The sequence below is a fragment of the Massilia sp. PWRC2 genome (assembly GCF_049896725.1).
In the GTDB taxonomy this organism is placed as follows: Bacteria; Pseudomonadota; Gammaproteobacteria; order Burkholderiales; family Burkholderiaceae_D; genus JAFCUW01.
In genome coordinates this window covers 27000-49239 of the sequence record NZ_JAFCUW010000006.1, presented here as the reverse complement: position 1 = coordinate 49239, position 22240 = coordinate 27000, and the positions used below count along the sequence as shown (strand labels likewise).

The 22240-nt window shown below is 63.8% G+C and carries 19 protein-coding genes and 1 pseudogene; 11 read left to right on the top strand and 9 right to left on the bottom strand.

Going from position 1 to position 22240, the window contains the following annotated elements; all coding sequences use genetic code 11:
• Positions 1 to 19 precede the first annotated feature (19 nt).
• The 3 genes from ACP7BZ_RS13170 to modA all read right to left on the bottom strand — a co-directional run bounded on the left by ACP7BZ_RS13170 (position 20) and on the right by modA (position 3817).
• Complete coding sequence (locus ACP7BZ_RS13170; protein WP_426113809.1) at positions 20 to 763, bottom strand: tetratricopeptide repeat protein; 744 nt, start codon at positions 761 to 763, stop codon at positions 20 to 22.
• The gene (locus ACP7BZ_RS13165) at positions 764 to 2860 is read right to left on the bottom strand and encodes a bifunctional 2',3'-cyclic-nucleotide 2'-phosphodiesterase/3'-nucleotidase (RefSeq protein ID WP_426113807.1); all 2097 of its coding nucleotides are present in this window, start codon (positions 2858 to 2860) and stop codon (positions 764 to 766) included. It lies immediately after the preceding gene.
• Positions 2861 to 3073: 213 nt separating this feature from the next.
• Complete coding sequence (gene modA, locus ACP7BZ_RS13160; RefSeq protein WP_426113805.1) at positions 3074 to 3817, bottom strand: molybdate ABC transporter substrate-binding protein; 744 nt, start codon at positions 3815 to 3817, stop codon at positions 3074 to 3076.
• A gap of 146 nt (positions 3818 to 3963) precedes the next feature.
• Between modA and ACP7BZ_RS13155 the strand changes: the two genes are divergently transcribed.
• From ACP7BZ_RS13155 to nudC, 6 genes are all read left to right on the top strand, one after another.
• Positions 3964 to 4881 (top strand): LysR family transcriptional regulator, encoded by a 918-nt coding sequence (locus ACP7BZ_RS13155; protein WP_426113803.1) that lies wholly within the window; start codon positions 3964 to 3966, stop codon positions 4879 to 4881.
• A gap of 112 nt (positions 4882 to 4993) precedes the next feature.
• On the top strand, positions 4994 to 5146 hold the full coding sequence (locus ACP7BZ_RS13150; protein WP_426113802.1) for a hypothetical protein: 153 nt from the start codon (positions 4994 to 4996) through the stop codon (positions 5144 to 5146).
• A 75-nt stretch (positions 5147 to 5221) separates the two neighbouring features.
• Positions 5222 to 6196 carry a cupin-like domain-containing protein gene (locus ACP7BZ_RS13145; protein WP_426113801.1) on the top strand — a complete coding sequence of 325 codons (975 nt, stop codon included), beginning with the start codon at positions 5222 to 5224 and terminating at the stop codon, positions 6194 to 6196.
• 90 nt (positions 6197 to 6286) lie between these two features.
• Positions 6287 to 6748 carry a hypothetical protein gene (locus tag ACP7BZ_RS13140; protein ID WP_426113799.1) on the top strand — a complete coding sequence of 154 codons (462 nt, stop codon included), beginning with the start codon at positions 6287 to 6289 and terminating at the stop codon, positions 6746 to 6748.
• Positions 6745 to 7689, top strand: a complete 945-nt coding sequence (locus tag ACP7BZ_RS13135; protein WP_426113797.1) for a DUF2145 domain-containing protein — start codon at positions 6745 to 6747, stop codon at positions 7687 to 7689. Before ACP7BZ_RS13140 ends, ACP7BZ_RS13135 begins: the two co-directional genes overlap by 4 nt.
• Positions 7690 to 7766: 77 nt before the next feature.
• On the top strand, positions 7767 to 8582 hold the full coding sequence (nudC, locus tag ACP7BZ_RS13130) for an NAD(+) diphosphatase (RefSeq protein WP_426114271.1): 816 nt from the start codon (positions 7767 to 7769) through the stop codon (positions 8580 to 8582).
• Positions 8583 to 8633: 51 nt separating this feature from the next.
• On the opposite strand, the gene ACP7BZ_RS13125 is transcribed toward nudC, so the two are convergent.
• On the bottom strand, positions 8634 to 9518 hold the full coding sequence (locus ACP7BZ_RS13125) for a hypothetical protein (RefSeq protein WP_426113795.1): 885 nt from the start codon (positions 9516 to 9518) through the stop codon (positions 8634 to 8636).
• Between the two features lie 170 nt (positions 9519 to 9688).
• Between ACP7BZ_RS13125 and folE the strand changes: the two genes are divergently transcribed.
• Positions 9689 to 10255: a GTP cyclohydrolase I FolE gene (gene folE, locus ACP7BZ_RS13120; protein ID WP_426113793.1), complete on the top strand. Its 567-nt coding sequence runs from the start codon at positions 9689 to 9691 to the stop codon at positions 10253 to 10255.
• Positions 10256 to 10358: 103 nt separating this feature from the next.
• Positions 10359 to 10622: pseudogene (locus ACP7BZ_RS13115) on the top strand (transposase); the annotation flags it as partial.
• Positions 10623 to 10732: 110 nt separating this feature from the next.
• Here ACP7BZ_RS13115 and ACP7BZ_RS13110 read toward each other — a convergent pair.
• Entirely contained in the window at positions 10733 to 11197 is a 465-nt protein-coding gene (locus ACP7BZ_RS13110; RefSeq protein WP_426113791.1) for a hypothetical protein, read from the bottom strand.
• Between the two features lie 69 nt (positions 11198 to 11266).
• A complete protein-coding gene (locus ACP7BZ_RS13105) occupies positions 11267 to 12592 on the bottom strand; it encodes a cation:proton antiporter (RefSeq protein WP_426113789.1) in 1326 nt (441 codons plus the stop codon).
• 262 nt (positions 12593 to 12854) lie between these two features.
• On the opposite strand from ACP7BZ_RS13105, the gene ACP7BZ_RS13100 reads away from it, so the two are divergent.
• From ACP7BZ_RS13100 to ACP7BZ_RS13090, 3 genes are all read left to right on the top strand, one after another.
• Positions 12855 to 14534: an ATP-binding domain-containing protein gene (locus ACP7BZ_RS13100; RefSeq protein WP_426113787.1), complete on the top strand. Its 1680-nt coding sequence runs from the start codon at positions 12855 to 12857 to the stop codon at positions 14532 to 14534.
• 116 nt (positions 14535 to 14650) lie between these two features.
• Positions 14651 to 15886, top strand: a complete 1236-nt coding sequence (locus tag ACP7BZ_RS13095) for an extracellular catalytic domain type 2 short-chain-length polyhydroxyalkanoate depolymerase (protein ID WP_426113786.1) — start codon at positions 14651 to 14653, stop codon at positions 15884 to 15886.
• A 132-nt stretch (positions 15887 to 16018) separates the two neighbouring features.
• Positions 16019 to 16636 carry a tetratricopeptide repeat protein gene (locus ACP7BZ_RS13090; RefSeq protein ID WP_426113784.1) on the top strand — a complete coding sequence of 206 codons (618 nt, stop codon included), beginning with the start codon at positions 16019 to 16021 and terminating at the stop codon, positions 16634 to 16636.
• Positions 16637 to 16655: 19 nt separating this feature from the next.
• On the opposite strand, the gene ACP7BZ_RS13085 is transcribed toward ACP7BZ_RS13090, so the two are convergent.
• The 3 genes from ACP7BZ_RS13085 to ACP7BZ_RS13075 form a co-directional block, all read right to left on the bottom strand.
• Complete coding sequence (locus ACP7BZ_RS13085; RefSeq protein ID WP_426113783.1) at positions 16656 to 17366, bottom strand: EF-hand domain-containing protein; 711 nt, start codon at positions 17364 to 17366, stop codon at positions 16656 to 16658.
• Positions 17367 to 17506: 140 nt separating this feature from the next.
• Positions 17507 to 19255: a TonB C-terminal domain-containing protein gene (locus ACP7BZ_RS13080; protein WP_426113781.1), complete on the bottom strand. Its 1749-nt coding sequence runs from the start codon at positions 19253 to 19255 to the stop codon at positions 17507 to 17509.
• 267 nt (positions 19256 to 19522) lie between these two features.
• Complete coding sequence (locus ACP7BZ_RS13075; RefSeq protein ID WP_426113779.1) at positions 19523 to 21769, bottom strand: ATP-binding protein; 2247 nt, start codon at positions 21767 to 21769, stop codon at positions 19523 to 19525.
• Positions 21770 to 22240: the final 471 nt, after the last annotated feature.

Genomic DNA, 22240 nt, shown 5'->3' with positions numbered 1-22240 from the left:
GGCGAACCTGCGCTGCCGGTCAGAAGCGGTTCCAGTTGTTGTGGCGGTGCTCCGTCGCTTCCTTGATCAACTGGCCGGACTGGCGTTCGTCTTTGGCGCTGAACTGGTCGCCCAGTTGAACGATCATGGCCAGTTCCTGGATGGCGGGCGGGTACTCGTGGTCGGCCGCCTGTTCGAGCAGGTAGCGGGCCCGTGCCGGGTCCCTGGCGACCCCTTGACCCTGCTTGACCATATTGGAAAGCAAGAACGTGGCATGCGGATTGCCAAGCTGGCTCGACACGTCCAGCCAGTGGGCGGCGACGGCGTCGTCGCGCCTGACCCCTTCGCCATTTTTGTACAGCATGCCGAGCATCAAGGCCGCCCCGGCATGCTTGCGCGCCGCCGCCATCGCATACCACGGGGCTGCCGCCGCCGGTGCCGGTGCCGTGCCGACCACGCCCGTGCGCAGCAAGTCGCCCAGCTCGAAGGCGGCGTCGCCATCGCCCGCCCGTGCCGCCTGCTCGAACAGGCGCAAGGCGGCTGTGCGCTGATCAGGCCGACTCTTGTAGAGCAGCGCCAGCTCGCGCTGCGCCACCGGCAGCTGCTGCGCCGACCATGCCAGCAACTGCCGCTGCGCAGGCGCAGCGTTTTGCTGGCGCGCCTGCATGCCCAGCGTTTCGATCTGCGCGGCGGTGGGTGCCTGCTGCTGGCAGGCGCACAGCGCCACGGCCAGCGCCAGTACTAACGCTGCCGCTGTCAATCGCGCGGGTGCGGTCGCTTGCATTTACTTGCTCAGATCGACGCGGTACTTGGCAAAGCCACTGGCATCGAGGCCGCCTTCGGCCGTGATGGTGCTGATGCCGCTGCTCTGGGCCAGTGCCAGGTGGCCCGGCGCCGAGCGCAGGATCACCGGACCGGCGGTCGCCACCTTGACGAAGCTCCAGCTGCGGGCGCTACCGTTGGCTGCCAGCGTGACCTTGCCGCTTGCGCCGCCCAGCGCCGTCAAATAGTTGCTGACGATGGCTTGATTGGCATCGGGCGATTTGATGATGGTCTTGCTGCCATCGATGCCCGGCACCGCACCGCCGCCACCGGCGCGGTAGTCGTTGGTGGCGACGATGAAGTCGTCCGTGCCGGCCACCGTTTTCCCCAGGTAGCTGATGTTTACCACGCGGCTGCCAACGGGCTTGGTGACATCGATCTGATAGGTCAGCGCATTGTTTTCCGCATAAAAGACATCGTAGTTATAGATGGTGCCGTAGCTTGGCACCAAGTCTTGTTCGGTGGTTTTGGCCGGGTCGATCAGGCCAAATTGTGCAGCAGACGCTTCCAGCCAGGCCTTCAAATCAGATCCCTTGATCTTCACCGCCTGCAGATTGTTATTGCTGTACAAATACAGGTCGCCCGGATTGCGCACTTGCAGGCCGACTGGCGCCGCCGCACTGGCGCCCGGGGCGACGTCGGTGAAGTCGGAGGGGCCATTGCGGCCCGCCTTGAACGGTGCGCTGCACGAAATCACCGGGATGCTCTTGTAGCTGGCGATGGTCGCATCGGTGCTGGTGGCAATAAAATTTTTCACATAAGCCAGTTGCGCCTGGTTGACCAGTTCGATCGCGCTGACATCGCCAGCCAGGGCGAAATATGCCGACATTTCAAACTCGGTCGCCACCCCCAGTGGCTGCTTGGCAAAGGCGATGGTGGCCGCATGTTCGGTGGCAACGAGCGGCGCCACGGCCGGGTCGACGGCCACATTGGTGGCGCCGTCGGTGTACTTGAAGCCGCGCGATTCGACGGTCGTTTTGTCCGATTGCACCACCCATTTGCCGCCCTGGTAGGCCAGCGTCATCTTGATGATGCCCAGGCGCCGGCCCCAGCTTTGCGCCATCACCGTTGGCACACCGTTGACGAAGCCGTTGACGGCGTCGATCTTGGCACTGGCCGGGAAGGCGGCGAAAGAAGGGTCGAGGGCGGCCGCGCCGGTCTCTTTGCCTTTCGGGAAAATCAGGTGCGAGTGGCCGATCAGCAGCGCATCGATACCGGTGCTGGTCAGGTGATAGCTGCCGTTTTCCATCTTCGGGCTGTAGGTGCTGGGATCGAGGCCGCCGTGCGACAGCGCCACCACCAGGTCGGCGCCCTTGCTGCGCATTTCCGGCACATACTGCTTGGCCGCTTCCTGCACGCCCGCCACTGCCACTTTACCGGCCAGATTTTTCTGGTCCCACTCGAGGATTTGCGGCGGCACAAAACTCATGACGCCGATATTCATTTTGACGCTCAGCTTGCTGCCATCGGGCGCCGTCGCGGCGAATGTGCGTGGCAGCAAGGTGTAGGGCTGGATGATCGGTTTGCCACTGGCGACGCTGGTAACATTGGTCAGCACCAGCGGAAACGCCGGCGCGCCGCAGGTCGCGGCCGGCTTGGTGACACCGGGAATGCCAAAGTCAGTATTGGTGATCTGGCTCAGCAGCGGCAAGCCGTAATTGAATTCGTGGTTACCGAAGCCGCCGCCGTCGTACTTCATTGCATTCATCACCTTGTGCACCGCCATGGTCTCGCTACAGGCGACCGGTTTTGTTCCCGCCTGCAAGTCGCCCAGCAAGGTGCCCTGGATGACGTCGCCATCGTCGAGCAAGACGTTGTTGGGGTTTTCCGCGCGCGCCGCCGTCACCAGGGTCGAGGTGCGCTCCAGGCCCAGGCTGGTGTCTTCCGCCAGCGCGTAATAGTTGTAGCTCATCACGTTGGCATGGATGTCGGTGGTTTCCATCAGCGCCAGCGTCACGGTTGTGCCCTCCGGAATGGCTGGAGCCGTGGTGGAATCGCTGCCGCAAGCGGCCAAACCGACTGCGGCCAGCGCTGCCATCAGGGTCACATTTGTTTTCATTGTTTGCTCCAGGGGGAAAGTTATGCTGGTTACATTAACAAGAAAAAATGACAAGTCGATGACCTGGCGTGGTCTGCCGGCAGCCGTCGTTTACAGGGGAAAAGGCAGGAGGCTGCCGCTAAGCTCGGCGGTGTGAATTTGTCCGGTCGGCGTCATTGTGGTCAATATCGCCGCCTTTTCGTGGGTCGCCGCGCACCACGGAGACCGGCATTTTTACAGCGCATAGCCGTACGAACGGAGGATGGCTTTGACCTTGTCGCCCTGCATGTACTTGAGCAGGGCGGCAACGGCGGGGTTCCCCTTGCCCTTTGCCAGTGCCACCGCATCCTGGCGAATCGGCGCGTACAGGCCGGCCGGCACCACCCACGCCGAACCCGACTTGAGCTTGCCGCCTTCGTAGACTTGCGACATGGCGACAAACCCCAGCTGGGCAGAGCCGGAAGCGACAAACTGCTGGGCTTGCGCAATGCTCTCGCCGACCACCAGTTTTGATTCCAGCGCCTGATACAGACTCAGCTTTTGCAGCGTTTCGACTGCTGCCGCACCATACGGCGCCAGTTTTGGATTGGCAATCGACAGGTGGGCGAATGTGGCCTGCTTTAGTACCTCGCCCCTGTCGTCGACCACGCCCGGCTGTGCACTCCACAACACCAGTTTGCCGATGGCATAGGTGAACCGGCTGTGGGGCAGGGTGGCCCCTTCTTTTTCCAGTCTGGCCGGGGTCTCATCGTCAGCTGCGAGCAGGATGTCGAACGGCGCGCCGTTCTTGATCTGGGCGTAAAACTTGCCAGTCGAGCCCACACTGAACAGCACCTTGTGGCCGCTGTCCTGCTCGAATCTGGCGGCAATCTCTTTCATCGGCGCGGCAAAATTGGCGGCCACTGCCACCTGCACGTCACCGGCATGGACCATGCCGGTGCTCACCAGCAGGGCGAACAGGACGCTAGAACGGATCATAGGAACTCCACGGGTAAATGCTCGATGTATCCGCAGGAATATAACGTGTTTCGCGCCGTCCTGCAGGAAATTTGTGTTTAAACTGCAAGACGCAGCAGCCATCGCGCTGCGCCGCCCCGCAACCGCAACCGCTCACGAAAGGCGCCATGTTTATCCGCCAGTTGCAATACCTGGTTACCCTGGCCGAGGTCGGCCATTTTTCGCGCGCGGCCGAGGCTTGCCATGTCTCACAACCGGCCTTGTCAAGCGCCATTCGCAAGCTTGAGACTGAACTCGACCTGCAGCTGGTGCGCCGTGGCCGCAACTATGAGGGCATGACGGCAGCAGGCCTGCGCGTGGTCGGCTGGGCCCAGCATCTGCTGTCGAGCTACGAGGCGCTGCGGCAAGAAACCGATAAGGCCCACACCAGCCTGTCGGGCACCCTGCGCATCGGCGCCATTCCCACCGCGATGCCGGTCGTGCCCTTTTTGACAGCACCGTGCCAGCACGCCTACGCGGGCATCGACATCACCCTGCTGTCGCTGCCTTCGGATGAGATCGTTCGGCGGCTCGACAGCTATGACCTCGATATCGGCCTGACGTTTCTGGACGACCGCGCACTCGGCGGTTTCGAGTTGCACCCGCTGTTCGCCGAGCGCTACGTGATGGTGGCGCGCGATGCGGCACTGCTGGGCGGGCGCAGCACGCTGACGTGGGCCGAGGCGGCCGCGCTGCCGCTGTGTCTGCTGACGGCAAACATGCAGGGCCGCCAGATCATCGATGCCGCCTTCCGCAGCGCCGGCGTGCGGCCGTCGGTGCGGCTCGAGACCGATTCCATCTTCGCGTTGTATGCGCAAATCCGCTTCAGCGACTTGTGCGCCATCATTCCCCACAGCGTATTGAGCCTGGTCGAACTGCGCGAGGAACTCACCGTCGTGCCGATTACCCCGGCCATCGCGCGCGATATCGGCCTGGTCGTGCGCCGCCAGGAACCCGCCGCACCGATCACGGCGGCGGTGCTGGCCATGATGTTGCAAACCCCACTGCAGGCGCGCTTCGACAGTTTGATAAGCACCATCTATTAAACGATCCCTGCGCGCTATTGGATCGATCACGGCAGCGCCGCCATGATGACGGCATGCCCTGCTCCCGGCCACGAGGGGAGGGTTCCCGCACCATCTACCAAGGAGCTATCTCATGTTCAACTCAACCATGCACGCAGCGTCGTCATCCCAACCGTTCAGCCTTGTTTGGCTGCTCGAAACGCTGTTGTTCGTCCATCTGCGCGAAACACTGGCCGTCGATCGTGCTGCCGACCAGTCCGATGGCGCCTACCACTACGGGCTGTGATCTGCAGCGCTGATTTGCCTTATCATCTCGCTCTTGCGGCACCGGCGCTCCGGCCGCCTGACGACGAAAGCAGTGATGGTATCCAAACAAGTTCCGCCGCACGATCGCCCGCCAGCCGCGGCCGCCCGCCGCCTGCCGCCGCGGCTGGCGCTGCCAGCGCTGCGCGATGACGCCGTGCGCCAGGCGCGCGCGCGCAAGGATGCCGCCATCCGCGCGGTGCACTCGATTGCCGCCATGCGCGACGCCATTCGCGCTGCCGCCCGCGCGGCGCCGGCGATCAGCGCCATCGCCCGCTTCGGGCGTCTCGACGGCGCCGCCTTTCGCCAGCAGGCGGCGCGCGGTCTGCCTTTTCTGATCGACGGCGTGGTCAAACGCTGGCCGCTGACGGCGTGCCAGCCGTCGCTGCTGCGCGAGGCCTATGCCAGTCTGCCGGTGCGCGCGCGCGTGGGCGACTACATCAACACCGCCTTTGCCGCCGACCGCGCCATGCAAGACATGTCGATGGGCGAGTATCTCGACCTGGTCGAGGCCGAGGCCGGCGCCGCCTCCCCCGGCCTGCCACCTTATCTCGGCAATCTGGCCTTGCGCGAACTGAACCGTCTGTGCCACTGGCCGGCCTATTTCGACAAGCTGGGCCCGCCCCGCTTCTGGATCGGCCCGGCGCGCACGGTGACCCCCTTGCACTGTGATTTCGACGACAATATTTTTGCGCAAATCTGGGGCAGCAAGCGCATCACTTTGGCGCCGCCCCATCACGATGCTTATCTGTACGTGCGCGAAGCCAATCCCCTGCTGTTCGGCTCGCCCGTCGACCCGGAAGCGCTGGACCTCGACCAGTTCCCCCTGGCGCGCCAGGCGACATTTATCGAATGCATCGTCAAACCGGGCGACCTGCTCTACGTGCCGGCTGGCTGGTACCACCAGGTGCGCGCGCTGACGTTTTCGCTGTCGTCGAACCGCTGGGCACGCGCCATGCCGCTGGCGCTGCATGGTGACGTCGCGCGCCGGCTGGCACCAGGCGCTGCCGGTGATGTGGGTAACGTTCCCTGAAACGTGGTCAGGCCGCCACGCCGGTGATCGCCAGCGGGCGCCTGCCCTGCTATATTCCGTTTGATTCGTCACCTACTTCAAGGAAACCTCATGACCCCGACCGCTACCCTGCGTCACCTGCTGTTTGCCGCTGCCGTGCTCAGCGCCAGCCAGGTGCACGCCGACAGTGTTGCCTCATCGGCGTCCAGCGCCGGCTCGGCGTCCAGTGGCAGCGTGTCCGATTCGCTGCAAGGTTCGAGCAACAGTTCGACCAATAACAACAAGCGCGCCGATGGCACTTACCAGATCCTCGACGTCACGCCCACCCCGGGCCGCGCCAACAGCACCCGCCTGGCCATGCAACTGGGCGCCGATGCGCAGCAGCGCATCGTCCTCGACCTGCCGCAAAACATCGCCGACAAGCAAGCCTTGACGGCGGGCGTGCTGGTGCAGGTGAAAAACCGCGATTACGGCCTCGAGTTCGCCCGCGGCGACGGCGCCCGTCAAGCGTTTTTCCTGGTACTGGCCGACGACGTCTACCAGGAACTGGCGGCCCGCAAGGTCAGCTTGTGAGATGCCGGCTGGTGCTGCTGTGCGTGGGCGCCGCCTTGACTGCCAGCGCGCATGCGCAGTCGGGCTCACCGGCGTTCTGTGACCGCCTGCAGCCACTGACGGCAAGCCAGCAGGACACCTTGCTGCGCTTTGCCGCCATCGTCCGCCGTGAACTGGCCGATGGTGCGCCCGACGATGCCAGCGCTGGCGCCGTGCTGGTCAGCCGTTCCGGTCTCGACCTGTCCCGTTTTAGCATCCGTTACTCCCACACGGGCGTGGCCTGGCGCAGCGCCACCGGCGCCTGGTCGGCGCGCCAGCTGTACTACGCTTGCGACGAGGGGCGCCCGCGCATTTTCGACCAGGGCATGGCCGGTTTCGCCATGGGCATCGACAATCCCGCCCTCGGCTACGTTTCCATTGTGAAGGTGCCGGCCGCCGCTGCCGCCGCCCTGCGCGAGGCTGCCCTCGACACCCCGCGCGCGCTGCACCTGCTCTCGAGCGCCTACAGCGCCACCGCCTATCCGTTCAGCCTGCGCTACCAGAACTGCAACCAGTGGGTTGCCGAGCTGATGGCGGCGGCCTGGGGCGACCTGGCCGACGGCGACGATTTACGCGACCGTGCCCAGGCCTGGCTGGCGGCGGCGCCGTACGCGCCGGCGCCGGTCAGCGTGCCATCGCGATGGCTGATGTGGGTGGCGCCCCTGGTCCCCTTCGTCCACCTCGGCGACCACCCGGCGCCAGCGCGCCAGGCGCGCCAGCTGGCCATCAGCCTGCCCGCCACCCTGGAAACGTTTGCCCATCAACGCTGGCCCGATGCCGAGCGGGTCGAACTGTGCCACAACAGCCGCCAGGTGGTGCTGCACCGCGGCTGGACGGCGATCGCCGAGGGCTGCGTGGCCGCCGCCGGCGACACCGTGATCGCGCTGGCCGATCCCAGTGACGGTGCCGGCGCCATGCCTTGATCCCGTAAATCGGCCGCCTTCAACTGCCGGCGCCGAAAGCCGGTATCATGAACGGTCCCCACTTTATTCCCTTCGCCATGCTCCAGACCCCCGCCACGTTTACCCCTTTGATGGCGCCGCGTGACGATGACGCAGCGCTGACGTTTCTGTTTCACGGCAACCAGGTGCTGGTGCGCGAGCACGATCTGGCGCTGCCCGACCGCGCCGCCGTGGCCGAGCTCGAGCTGGGACCGCATCAGCTGGTGCCGGTCGGTCTGCTGGGTGAACGTTATGTGCGGGCCGGCTGGGTCGAGCGCGACAGCGTACCGGCCGGTGGCTACGGCTGGCGTGGCCTGCGTTCGCTGTTTGGCGAACTGGACGACGATTTACTGGGGCTGGCCGGGCGTGCTTCGCAGCTGGCCGAATGGGCGCGCACCCACCGTTTTTGTGGCGCCTGCGGCAACCCGATGGAACTGGCGTCGGGCGAACGCTGCTTCAAATGCAGCCGCTGCGGCAACATGGCCTACCCACGCATTTCACCTGCCATGATGGTGCTGATCCGCAAGGGCGACGCCTTCCTGCTGGCCAAGCACAGCAAGGCATCGACTACCCGCTACGTGCCGCTGGCAGGGTTTCTGGAAGCGGGCGAATCGATCGAAGAAGCGGTGCACCGCGAAGTGTTCGAGGAGGTAGGCTTGACGGTGACGAACCTGCAATATTTTGCCAGCCAGTCGTGGCCATTTCCCCATTCGCTGATGATCGCCTTCACCGCCGATTACGCCGGCGGCGAGATCCGCGTCGATGCCAATGAAATCGAAGAGGCCCGCTGGTTCGGCCCGCGCGATGAATGGCCGGAAAAAGTGCCGCATGTGTCGATTTCGAGCATGCTGGTCGACACTTACCGGCCGGCCTGACCCAGTCAAAAAAAACCGGCGACGCCGGTTTTTTTATGCATTGAAGGCGCTTCAGGTACCGGCGCCCCAACCGCCGCGCGTGGGCTCCGGCCGCGCTAGCGTGGGTGCCTCCGCTTCTGCCGGCTTGGCACCGGTACCGCGCAATTGCATAAATCGCTGCAGCGTCGAAAACCAGAACGGCGCGCCGAACAGGGCGCTGGCGGCGGTGATCAGCCAGCCGGCCACCTGCAGCAGGAAGGCGCGGTCGAACGCCGGCGGAAAATGCGACCAGCCGATCGGCAAGGCAAACAGCAAATCAATGCTCTGGCGGTCGAGTGCCGCCGGCGCCGCCGTGATCTGCGCGGCCAGCGCCGGCTGCTGCCACAGGGTCTTCAACAAATGCACCGTGTCGATATTGAACAACACCGTCAGCAGCAGCGTCAGCAGCAGGCTGATCAGCAGCGAGCGGCGCTTGTACTCGCCTGACACGCGCGCCATGGCGCTGTCGAACCAGCCGGCCACACCATCCTGAAACTGTTGCATATCGCCGCCAGCGCGCACGTACAGGCCTTGCAGGGCGCGCCGCAACTGGACGTCGCCGACGGCGGCGATGTCGTCGCCCAGCCGGCCGCTGTGACCTGGCGTGCGCCCGATCGCATCGGTCAGCGCAATGGCAAAGTGCAGGGGTTGGATATACGACGGCTTGTGCTTGAGGGCGTGCTGATTCAAGGCCTGGCCATCGTCGTGCGGGTTGATCAGGGCGTGGCTGTACAGATCGCGCGCCAGACCGGTGAAATGGGGATCGTTGAGCATGGATTTGATGCCGTCGAGCAAAGTGTGGGCACGTAAATGCAGGGCCGAGGCGAGCGCTTCCTGCACGGTGCTGACCATCAGCGCCAGGGTGGCGTAGCAAAAACTGAGGCCGATTGCAACTTCAATAATTGAACTATTTAACATGAGGCGCTCCCGCTCGAGGTGGACAGTTTTACGCTAGCGCAGCGATGTGCAACAGGCGTACGGTTTGCGCAAAGTCAGGTCTTGTCAACTGGCAGGAAAAAGGGGGGCGGCCAAGCAAAACGTCGAATTTCTATATACTGTCGGCAAATCGAATATTTTGAAAGAACACGATGTCTGACCACGACGACTTTACCGAAAACGACTGGCGCCGCCTGCTCGTGAGCCTGGGCGAAAACCCCGATCGTGCCGGGCTGGTGGAAACACCCGCGCGGGTCGCCAAGGCATGGCAGCACTGGACCTCCGGCTATGGCCAGGACCCGGTCACCCTGCTCAAGGCGTTTGAGGACGGCGCCGAGGATTACAACGAATTGATCGTGGTACGCAATATCCCCGTCTACAGCCATTGCGAACATCACCTGGCGCCGTTTTTCGGCAAGGCCACCATTGGCTATCTGCCGCAGGGCAAGATCGTCGGCCTGTCCAAGCTGACCCGCCTGGTTGACTGCTTTGCCAAGCGCCTGCAGGTGCAGGAACGGCTGACGATCCAGATCGCCAACGCGCTGATGGAAGTACTCGAGCCAAAAGCGGTCGGCGTGGTGATCAAGTGTCGTCACCTGTGCATGGAAAGCCGCGGCATCCGCACCCCTGGCGAAGAAACCATCACCTCGGCCATGCTGGGCGAACTGCAGCCCAACCTCGGTTTGCGCACGGAATTTCTGGCGCTCGCGCGCGACTGACCGTGGCAACTACCGCCAGCGCCGCCTGAGGCGCTGGCGGGGTCGGACAAATTTCGGGAACCTGTTCTGCTTCCAGCCCTCCAATAGAATTTGGAGGTTGACGATGTCCAGGCCAGTCTACCCGAGCGACATTTCCCGCGAAGACTTCGAGCGCATCCGCCCCTTGCTCGAAGCCGCGCGCCGCAAGACGCGGCCACGCAAGCACGATTTATATGATGTGTTTTGCGCCATCCTGTATTTCCTCGAAACGGCTGCGCCGTGGCGCAGCATGCCGCCAGCGTTCCCGCCGTGGCGCACCGTGCACGAATATTTTACGCAGTGGACCTTGCAGCGCGCGGACGAACCGAGCCTGCTGGAAAACGCCCTGATCGCGCTCGGCAAGCCGACCACGGCAATTGCGCTACGGCGCCGGGCTGGCCAGTGATTTCGCGGCCGGTGGGACGCGCAGCTGCGTGCTGGCCTGCGCGCGTGCGCGCTTTATGCTGCCGGCTCCGGGATGGCGCCCTTCGGTTCCGCCGCTGGTGGCGCTGGGGCGTCCGGCGCTTTCTCGAAGACCAATTTTTTGTCGGCGTCGAGCCGGAAGGTGCCGACGCGCTGGCCCAGTTCCTGTGGGGTGGGCTCGGTCAGCCGGGTGCAGCCGGCCATCTCGATGCGCATCACCTGGGCGCCCACCCGCATCGAATAGACGCCGTCACCGGCGCCATACAGTTCCACCTCCACCGCATTGGTCGCCACCGTCGTCATCGGGAACTGGCGCTGGCATTCCGGCAGGTTGGTCACCACCATTTTGAGGGCGACCGCATCGCTCCAGAAATAATCCTGTTCCGCCCGCAGGGAAATGGCATGGTCGCGGTCGTCGACGATATAGCTGGTGGTTTCCTGCATGCAGGCCGACAGCAGGAAGGGGACGAGCAGCGCAGTGAGCAAGCGAGGGCGTTTCATGGAGATCCTGTGAAAGTCGAAGTCATCCGGCAGTATAAAGCCTGGCGACGCCCGGACCGCAGCGGCCCGTCACCGACCGGCACGCGGCGCTCGCTTGCCAAAGCGGTCCATCAGCGGCTTGACGCTGGTGCCGTGGACGATAATCGACAGCGCCACCACCACCACCGTGATCTGGAGCAGATCGCGTGCCAGCGTCGCGGGCAAGCCGTGGTTGATGGCGTACATCAGGTAGTACAGCGAACCGATACCGCGCACGCCGAACCAGCCGATGATCAGCTTGATTCGCAAGGGCAATCCGGTGCCCGCCAGTCCCAGCAGCACGCTGAGCGGTCTGGCCACCACGAACAGGAACAGCGCCGTGCCCCAGGTGCGCCAGTTCCAGCTCGACAGCGTCAGCATGCTGCCCAGCAGCAGCACCAGGGTCAGCTCGGACAGCCGCTCGAGGTGTTCCTTGAATACCAGCGACTCGGCGCTGACGGCCAGCGGCGTGGTGGCGCGGTCAGGCACCTCGTCGTTGGCGGGATCGGCCTTGGGATCGTCGGGCACCAGCAAGCCGCGGCGGTTCTTGTGGGCGCCGGCCAGCAGCAGCTCGGTATGGCGCAGGCCGATACCGGCAAAAAACACTGCGAGAAATCCCCATGCATGGGCCAGTTCGGCGAGCGCGTAGACCACGGCAATCAAGCCCAGTCCCACCAGGTCGTCGAGTACTTCATGCTTCGGCGCCTGGTTGCGCAGCAGCCAGCCCAGCCGTCCGAGCGCGGCGCCGCCGGCCAGGCCGATGGCGATGGCGGCGAAGGTGGCCCACAGCACATCGCGCAAGAGCCACTGCCAGCCCCCGGCGCCGATGGCGCTGGCGTCCGCGCCCAGCAGGGCCAGCCCCAGCATCACGAAGGGAAAACCGGAGCCGTCGTTCATGCCCGCTTCCGAGGTCAGCGTAAAGCGCAGGGTGTCGTCGTCGCCGGCGTGGCGCACCTGTACATCGGTGGCCAGGACCGGATCGGTGGGCGCCAGGATCGCCCCCAGCAGCACGCCGGCGCCCAGTGGCAAGCCCAGCACAAAAGTAGCGAATGCCGCCACCATCCCCACCGTGATCGCCATCGACAGCCACGCCAGCCGGATCGATGGCGACCAGCGGCTGAAAATGAAGGGCACCGGCATTTTGACGCCAGCCGAAAACAGCGAAATGAGCACGGCAATTTCGGTCAGCGTTTCCAGTGCCTTCGAATGGCTGACGGGGTCGAAGCGAAACACCTTGAACACCATCGGCCCCAGCGCCACCCCGACCACCAGGTACACCATCGCCGAGGTCACCGGCAAGCGCGCAATGGTGGTGGCGGCGAGGCCGCGCGCGAGCATCAGGCAGCCGATTAACAAGAACCATTCGGTGGTGCTCATGCGGACCTTGGTGGAAAATAAAATAATAATTCTACAAGTGTCTGCGTGCACAGACCGCGCGGTTGCCGTGGTGCAGCAAATTGCTTGGCCGCTGGTTGCCGTCCAACCCGCTGTGGCCCGCTGCTGTCGGGGCTACCTTCACCTCCGCCTGCTGGCCAGTCCATCGCCCATAAAAAAATCCTCGGCGCAGATCGTGCGTCCCTGCGCAGCGCATAAAATGGCCTATTTCCACCACCGCCGCCGCAAGGCGTGAGCAACATTCATGGCGCACATTCATCCTGCCGGCTGGCGTGACATGGCCGTGACCGGCGCTGCCGCGCGCGAAATCGAAACCCTGGCAACGCTCGAGGCGAGTCTGGCCGACACGCCGTACAGCATTTATCACGGCGTCCACTGGACCAATGCCGAGCACGGTTTTTCGGCATATGGCGACATCGATTTTATGATTCTGGCGCCCAGCGGCCGGCTGTTGCTGATCGAGCAAAAGGCGGGCTTTCTGACCGAAACGGCCGATGGCCTGGTGAAAAACTACCGCGGCAAACCCCGCAATATCGAAGCGCGCATCGTGCGTACCATCGATGCCCTGCGGCGCCGCTTTGACAGCCCCACGAACTCGAGCGCGCGGTCAGTCGCGCTGCCAGTCGCGCTGTCAGTCGATTACCTGCTGTACTGCCCCGATTACATCGTGCGCGATCCACAGCTGGCCGGCATCGATGCGCGCCACATCATCGACGCCGGCAGCAAGCACCGCCTGGCCGACATGGTGCGCGAACTGCTGCCGCTGACCGACCCCGCCGACAGCGGCGAGCAGTTCGAAAAAGTCGCCCGCTTTCTGGGCGACACCCTCAGCCTGCGCCCCGATCCCAGCGCCATGATCGGCTGCGCCACCCGCATGGTGACGCGCCTGTCCGGCGGCCTGTGCACGTGGGCGCGGCGGCTCGAATTTTCACCGTACCGCCTGCACGTCATTGGCACGGCCGGCAGCGGCAAGACCCAGCTGGCGCTGGCCGAATACCGCGCCGCCATCGACGCCGGCCTGCGGCCCCTGTACGTCTGTTTTAATCGCCCGCTGGCCGACCATATTGAACGGCTGGTACCGGCCGGCGGCCGCGTCGCCACCTTTCACATGCTGGGCGACGCGTTCCTGCGCGCGCGCGGCGAAACGCCCGACTACGCTGCCGCCGATGTGTTTGACATCATGGAAACGGCACTGGCCCGCGCCGACTTGCCGGACACCTGGAAATACGATGTGCTGATCGTCGATGAAGGCCAGGATTTTTCCGTCGCCTGGCGCGACATCCTGCTGCGCATGTTGAAGTCGCCGGGCAGAGCTACCTGGCTGGAAGACCCCACCCAGAACCTGTATCAGCGCGCCCCGGTGCCGCTGCCGGGCTGGGTGGTGCTGCACTCGAATGCGAATTACCGCAGTCCGCGCCAGATCGTCGACATGCTTGCCGCCATCGCCCCTGCCAGCGCGCCGCGCGAACCGGTGGCGCCGGCCAGCCCGTTCGACGGCGCCGATATCGAATACCTGGTCTATACCGACAACGCCAGCCTGCTGGCACAGACCAAGCACGCCATTACCCTGTGCCTGGCGGCTGGCTTTGGCCGCAGCGATATTGCCATCGCCGCCTTTCGTGGCCGCGAACATTCCGCCATTCTCAATCTCGACACCCTGGGCGACGCCCACACGCTCAAATCGTTCACCGGCCACTACGACGTCCTTGGACACCCGCTGTTTCGCGACGGTGGCTTGCTGGCTGAATCGGTGTACCGCTTCAAGGGGCAGTCGGCGCCCGCCGTCATTTTTACGGAAATCGACTTCGCGGCCATCGATGAACGGGTGTTTCGCAAGCTGTTTGTCGGCATGACGCGGGCCCGCCTGAAGCTGGTGCTGGTGATGAGCGAGCGGGCCGCGCAGCAGCTGGTCGAACGGATCTGACGCTCCCCCTCGCTTGACAATCACTGACTGCGGCATATTCTGACTCTACGTGGCGGCGCTACGCCGTCCAAGGCTGGTTCACCCAGACGCTTGCTCATTATAAAACGGGAGAAAGCATGGAACGTCGCCCTACCTTTTCGGGTCTGTTTTCGTGCCTGCTGGCCTGTCTGCTGGGCGGCCTGCTCGCTTGCAGTCATACGTCGAGCGCAGTCGGTGCCACTGTTTTGCCCAAGTACAACATCAGTGTCAACGAGGTGTCCGTGTCGGGCCTGTCGTCGGGCGCTTACATGGCCGCGCAGATGCACTTTGCCTATTCAACGACCATCCGCAAGGGCGCTGGCATCGTTGCCGGCGGCCCCGTCTACTGCTCGCAAGGCAATGTGCTGATCGCCACCGGGCCGTGCATGGCTGACAGCGGCTCGCGCAATCTGCCGTATCTGAGCGCGGTGATCAGCATCTGGTCGAGCAATGGTTATATTGATCCGCTCAGCAACCTCGCCAGCTCGCGCGTCTATTTGTTTTCCGGCACCCTCGACTCGACCGTCAAGCAGGCGGTGATGAACGACCTGCGCAGCATGTACGGCAATTACTTGCCGGCCGCCAGCATCCGCTATAAAAACAATCTGGCCGCCGAACACACCATGCCGACCGATTTCTTTGGCAACAGCTGCAGCGTCAATGGCCCGCCGTATGTGAGTAACTGCAATTTCGACACGGCCGGCGACATCCTCAACTGGCTGTACGGCCCGCTGGCACCGAGAAACGTCAGCACGCTGGGCGGCAGCTTCATCAACTTTGACCAGTCGGTATTCTGGGGTAATTTCAATCCGACCGCCCATGGCATGGCCAGCACCGGCTATGCCTATGTGCCAGCCGCCTGCGCGGCCGGGCAGGCGTGCCGGCTCCATGTGGCCTTCCATGGCTGCAAGCAAAGCGTCGCCATGGTCGGCACCGCCTTTTATCAGAACGCCGGCTACAACCGCTGGGCGGATACCAACAAGATCGTGGTGCTGTACCCGCAGGCCGGCACCACGGCGGCCAATCCGAATGGTTGCTGGGACTGGTGGGGCTACGATGACCTGAATTTTCCCGCCAAGAGCGGCGGCCAGATGGTTGCCATCAAAACCATGATCGACCGCATCACCAGCGGCAATGGCGCCGCGCCCTTCAGCTGCAGCCACTGGTACGACAGCAATTTCTGGCACGTCTATTATGGCCGCGCCTACCTCGGTGCCGGTGGCCAGGTGTATGCCGTCAATTCCAACCAGTACCTGGGCGTGTATTCGGTGGTCGCCTTCACCGATGTGCGCCGCACCTCGCCCGGCTACTATGCCTACGGTAGTTGTCCCTGACAGGGCCGACTGCAACAGATATTCCGCCTCCGCTGTCCTGTATGTGATAATTTTGATGATCTGACGCCTTTCCCGAGCGGGAAGGCGCCAAGGCCGCGCCCGAGCCGCAGAATCCGACCAGGAGTTTTATTGATGCAAGCAGCAAACGAACAACTATCTTCAGAAGATCAGGCACTGGGCGAAGCCGCCGCCGCGGCCGAAGCGGGCAATGGCGCGCGCGCACTGGAAATTTGCAAGGCACTGGCGCAACAGGGCAATGCCACTGCCCAGTACAACCTGGGCGTGCTGTACGAGCGCGCCACCGGCGTCACCCCCGACTTTGGCCAGGCAATACACTGGTACCGGCTGGCCGCCGATCAGGGCAATCCGATGGCCCAGTACAATCTGGGCGTGATGTATGACGTCGGCCGCGGCGTCCCGCAAGACAATGAACAGGCGTTGTACTGGCTGCGGCGCGCCGCAGCCAGCGGCAACGCCTCCGCCCAGACCAACCTCGGCGTCATGTACGACAATGGCCAGGGGGTCGAGCAAAATGTTGAAACGGCCGCGCAGCTGTTTCAGCTGGCAGCCGTCCAGGGCAACGCCATCGCCCAGTGCAATCTGGCAGCCATGTATTTTTATGGGGTGGGCGTCGTGCAAAATTTCGAGCAAGCCCTGACCTTGTATGTGCAGGCGGCCGAGCAGGGCAACGCGGTGGCGATTGCCAAGGTGACCGAAATCATTGAGGCGATCGACGCCGACCAGAACTGACCGGACGCTGCGCTTGCGCTCAGGCTGAGACGTCAACCGCAGCGGCGCGGCCTGACGCTGCATCGCCGCTGCTGCTGACCGCCTTGTATTGGTCCACCTGGGTCTGCGCTTTCAATGCCGCTGCCTTTTCTTCCGCTGATTTGACCAGCGCCGCTTCCTGCGCCTTGTCGTAGGCGGCCTTTTCGGCGTCGCTGACGGTGCCGTTGTTGTCGGTGTCCGCCGCAGCGATGTACTTGATGGTCGAGGCAGTCGATGACGTGGCAGACGTCGATGCAGAGGCTGACGCCGGGGCAGTGCCCGATCGACTGGCCGCAGTCGATGGCGTCGCCGCAGTCGATGGCGTCGCTGCTGCCGCGCCGTTGCCGTCACTAGCGCCATCGCGATCACCCGCGCCAGGTGGCGGGCCGCCAGCAGCGGCGGGCGGCGCGCTGCTGCCGCTCGCGCTGGCGGTGTCGCCACTGGCTGCCGTCACGCGCGCTTGGTCCGCCTGCGCATTTAATTGATCGCCCACTTTTTGCAACGCCACCGACAGCTCGCTCTTGGTCACCTTGCCATCGCTGTCGCTGTCGAGTGCCTTGAACACGTCCGCCGTCTTCGCGTTGTCGCTGCTGCTGGCGGAAGCCGTCTGCAGATCGGCCTGCTCTAGGTAGCCTTGTTTCTTGGTGTCGAGCTTGTCGAACAAGGCCGTTGCCAGCGCCGTGGTGCTACTGCCGTTAATCGTTGTGCTCATCGGATGCCTTTCTTAGCTTTCTTAGATACAAGTATTTAACGGGAAATGCGTGCGGATCTGAAGACATTGGCCTGTAAAGTTATGTAAAGGCGTCAGGGCCGCGGTCGTGGACAGCCGTCAACGCCCCTGATTGGCGGGCCTCACTGCAAGCGAATGGCCACATCAAACACCCAGTTGCGACGGATCTCGACCACGTCGTACTGGCGCGCCAGCGCGGCTGGAAACGCGCCATAGGGTGCCTGGCTGGCCACCACGTTGCGGATCGACTCGTCGATCGCCCGCACGCCGCTGGAGACCACGAAGGTCACTTTTTCGATTGAGCCATCGGCGCGGATGGCCACCGTCACCACCGGCTGCGTGTGCGGCTGCTTGACCACCTCGCGCACCATCTCGATGGTCATATTGGCTTCGATCTTGCGGCTCATGTTCTCCGCGTATCGGACCAGCTCGGCATTCGGGTCGGCTCGTCCCATCAAGTAAGCGCGCCGCAGGGTGCTAAATGCGGGCAGCAGCGAACGCGATGGGGTCGCAGCGGCGTCACGCTGGGCCGCTTCGGCATCGAGTTGCTTGCCGATTGCCCGCAGCCGTTCTTCGCGCCTGGCTTCCTGCTCCTTCTGGCGCTGCGCCAATTCTTGACGCGTGCTGTCCTGCTGGCTGGCCGCCTGCTGGGCAGCCACCTGCCGGGCAGATTCTTGCCGGGAAGCTTCCTGCCGCGCGGTGTCCAGCCGGGCAGTTTCCTGCTTGATGTTGTCCTGGCGGGTTGCCTCTTGCCGCGCCGCTTCCTGCTTCAGCGCCTCTTGTTGTGCCTGTTGTTGTGCCCGTTGTTGTGCCTGTTGTCGTGCTTCCTGGCCCGCCAGTTCTTGCTTGATCTGGTCTTGTCGCACGGCTTCCTGCTTGAGGGCGTCCTGGCGTGCCAGCTCTTGCCGGGCCGCTTGCTGGCGCGCCGCTGCTGCCAGTTGCGCCTGCCTTGCCTGTTCGCGTTTCTCGCTGTCGATGCCTGCTGCCTGCGCGCGTTCGCCTTCCAGCCGGGCGGCCTCGGCGCGTTCGCGGACCTGGCGCTCCTGCTGGCGCGCCGTTTCTTCTTGTTGCGCCTGCTGGCGTTGTGCCGCCACCCGCGCCGCATCGGCCTTGGTGGCCTCGACAGCACGTGCCGCCAGGTCCGCTTGCCGCTGCTGATCTTGCATGGCTGCTTCGCGCTGCGCCGCCGCGGCCGCCTCTGCCTGGCGCTGGCGCGCGAGGTTCTGCGCCACGCGCGCTGCCTGTTCCAGCTGGTGTGCGGCGGCTTGTTCGGCCGCCTGCGCCGTCGCTTGTTCAGCCGCTTGTTGGGCAGCTTGTTGGGCCGCTCGTTGTAATGTCTGTTGGGCTGCCTGTTCTGCGGCGGCGGCAGCACTGGCCGCCGCAGCCTCGGTGGCGCTGTCGACCAGCTTGCGCTCGACGTTAGTGGCGGCCGCACGCTGCGGCGGCGCTGCCGGCGCGATCGGCAAATTGACGTCGGGGTGCGGCGCGGCTTGCGCTTGTGCTGGGGCCGGCGCCGCGTTTGCTGGCTCGGCCGGCGGCAGCACCGCCTGCATCGCGCCCGGCGCAGCAGGGGCGGGCGCCGCCACACTGGCCACCGCCACGCCCGGCGGCAGCGGCGTCGTGCTCACAGCTCGATCCGGCGTCTGCGACAGCGCCGTGGCACTCGGCAGGCCCGACGGCAATGCAGCGAGCGTGACGTGCAAATCACTGAGCGCGAGCGGGCGCTGTTGCCACGGCAAGTGCAGGTCTGGCATGCCGAAGCTCTGGCCGCCCAGCGCCACGCTTAACAACAGCGCATGCGCCAGCAGCGACAGCGCGATCGCCAGGTTCAGGCGCCGTGGCGCCGGTGCGGTGAGGACAGCGGCACTCATCTTGCCAAGCCCTGCTGCATTGCCGTGACCGTTAGCTGAAACAATGGGCGCAAGCGTAAAACCATGTGGGATCCGATGTAGAAAGGCCCATGGAAATCCACGGGCCTTTGAATTCTATCGTTATTCGTCCAACAACAGTATGGTAGTCGGCGACAAGCTGCGCGCGCAGGTTCAAACGCGTGCTCGGCCGCTCAATCAAGCATGCAATGGCACGATCGCGCGTGGGCGTCGATGCCGCAGGCGACGTCACACGGTGTTGCGTGCTGGTCAGGCGTTGAGCGGCAACGCCGGCGCGCGCTCAATCGGTAAATGGATGCAAAAACGGGTGCCGACGCCGACGGTGCTGCTGACCTCGATGCGGCCGCGGTGTTGCTCGATGATGCTGTAGGAAATCGACAGTCCCAGTCCCGTGCCCACGCCGACCGGCTTGGTCGTGTAGAACGGTTCAAAGATGCGCTTGACTACCTGGGGCGGCATGCCGGCGCCGTTGTCGGCGATGCTGATCCACACCTCTTTGCCAGCGACCCCCGTGGCAATGGTGATCTGGCCGCCGTGGGCGATCGCATGGCCGGCGTTCATGAGGATGTTGAGGAACACTTGGTTCAGTTCCGTGGCCATGCACGCCACCAGTGGCAGCGTGCCGAAATCCTTGACGATGTTGGCCTTGAATTTGAGTTCGCTGGCGACGATGTTCAAGGTGGTCACGATGCCGTGGTGCAGGTCGGCCTGCTGCCATTGGCCCTCGCCAGCGTGGGCAAAGTCTTTCATGTTCTGGACGATCTTTTTTACTCGCTGCAAGCCCTCGTCCGATTCGCGCAGCAAGTCGCCGATATCGTCGCGGATGTAGTCGAGGTCGGCATCAGGCGCGACCGGGTTGCCCGCTACCAGCGCGGCCGCCTGTTCGTGGGCGGCGATGACGTTCATGAGTTTGTCGAGGTAGCCGCGCAAGCTGTTCATGTTCGAGATGACGAAGCCGATCGGATTGTTGATTTCATGCGCCACGCCGGCCGCCAGTTGCCCGATCGACGCCATTTTTTCCGAATGAATCAGGTGGCTGTTGGCGCGCGCGAGGTCAGCCAGCGTTTTCTGCAGCGTGGCGTTGCTGCTGGTCAGGTCCGCAGTCCTTCTGACCACCAGTGTTTCGAGCTCGCTGCGGTTGTCTTGCAGCAGCTGCTCATATTTTTTGCGTTCGGTGATGTCCTGGACCACGCCCAGCACGTGCGCCGCATCTGGCGCTGCCGCATGGTCGACATAGCCGCGCGCCTCGATCCAGCAGTCAACGCCATTGTTCTGGCGACGCACCGGATAGGCCACCGTGAACGGCGCGCCCTGGCGTACCGCCTCCTTCAGTTCGCTGAGCGCATGGCGCCGGTGGGCCGGCGTGATCATCCGCAACAGGGTGGCCAGCGTGCAGTTCGTGCGCGCGCCCACAATCTCCTCGGCGATTGCCGAGAGGCTGAACTGGCCGGTTGCGCTGTGGTAGCCGTAGCTGCCGATGCGGGCAAATTCCTGCGACTCGCGCAGCACCCGCTCGCGCTCGACCAGGCGCTGCGAAATGCGCTGGCGCGCGCGCGCGGTGCGGTCCAGCAGATAACACAGCCACAGGCAGCCGGCCGAGAGCACGCTGGCGAGCGCCAGCCGTTTATCGCGGCCCGCCTGGTATGGGCGCAGCAGGACATCCATGCGCTCGCCGCTGACGAACACCATCTGATAGTCAGGCAGGAAGTGAAAGCCGAGCATGCGTTCTGCGTGGTCGAATGTCGAGGCGCGCACGATGGTGTCACTGCCGCTGCGGCGGGCCGCCAGATAGTCGCTCATGTCGACCTTCGGCGCGGTGGAAAAATCGGTCACCGGCGAACACGCCATCAGGGTACCGTCATATTTGAGGACGACAAAGGTGCTGCTCTCTTCGCTGGCGAACTGGCTGGCAAAGTCGCTAAACAGTTCGGGGCTGACGGAGATCACGATGACGCCGTCGAAGCGGCCGTTTTTGAGCAAAGGGCGGGTAAATTGCAGCGACCATTTGCCGGAGACCTTGCCTTTCACCGGATTACTGATGAACAAGGCATCCTTGTCCGGCGCCCGTTGGTGGGCGAGGAAATGCTCACGCGTGCGCAGGTCGGTGCGTTCAGTCGGCCGGCCCAGGTTGGAAAACAGCAGGATGCCCTCTTTATCGATAATCGCAACCTGGAACAACAGATCGTCGATCATGCCCTGGCGATGCCGGACCAGATCGGCAAACTGCGCGGTATCGCCTTTCCAGTCACCGCGTAAATCGAGTAGTGCCTCGTTCAGGCGCTTGACATTGGCCGACGCGTATTGGGCGAACACCCGCGCCTGTCCATGCAACTGCACGCGCGCTTCGCTGAGGATAATTTCCCGGCTGCGCACCAGGTCGTACCAGATGACGCTCCAGATCAGCAGCAGCAGCAGGGCGCACAGGTAAAAAAATTTGTACTGGTGGCGTGCGGACGCAAGCGGGCGTTCGGCATCGACCGTGATGGCCGCCCTCACCGGGCACCTGCCGGCGCACAGGACGGCATCGCAACAAACAGGTTCCGCGGCGGATCCGCAGGTATTGCTGTCGTTATGTCAGTCATGGGGTGGTCCGTCTTGAGGGCAAGGACAGCGGCGCCGCGAGCGCACAGTTTGTAACTAAGTATGGGAATATTGCGCAGATAGTGTGTCACAAATAGATGCATTTAAGAAAAATATATTGCTTGGAGGGGTGATTGGTGCGGGTCAGTGGCGCACCAGCCACAGCCGCGCAAGTGCATGCGAAGCGCATCTTTTTTGCAAGTTAAGGCAGACGCGTGGTTTCTACCGCAAGCGTCCAGCCGATGCAACGTTGTGTTGATGGTCGCCGCAGCCACATTGCGTTAGTTCATGATTGAAAAGGCATATCGATGGCGCAAAGCACAGCGGCCACCTCATTGAGGTGGCCGCGTGTTTGTTCCCGCGTTGCTAGCGGTATTGGTCAATCAA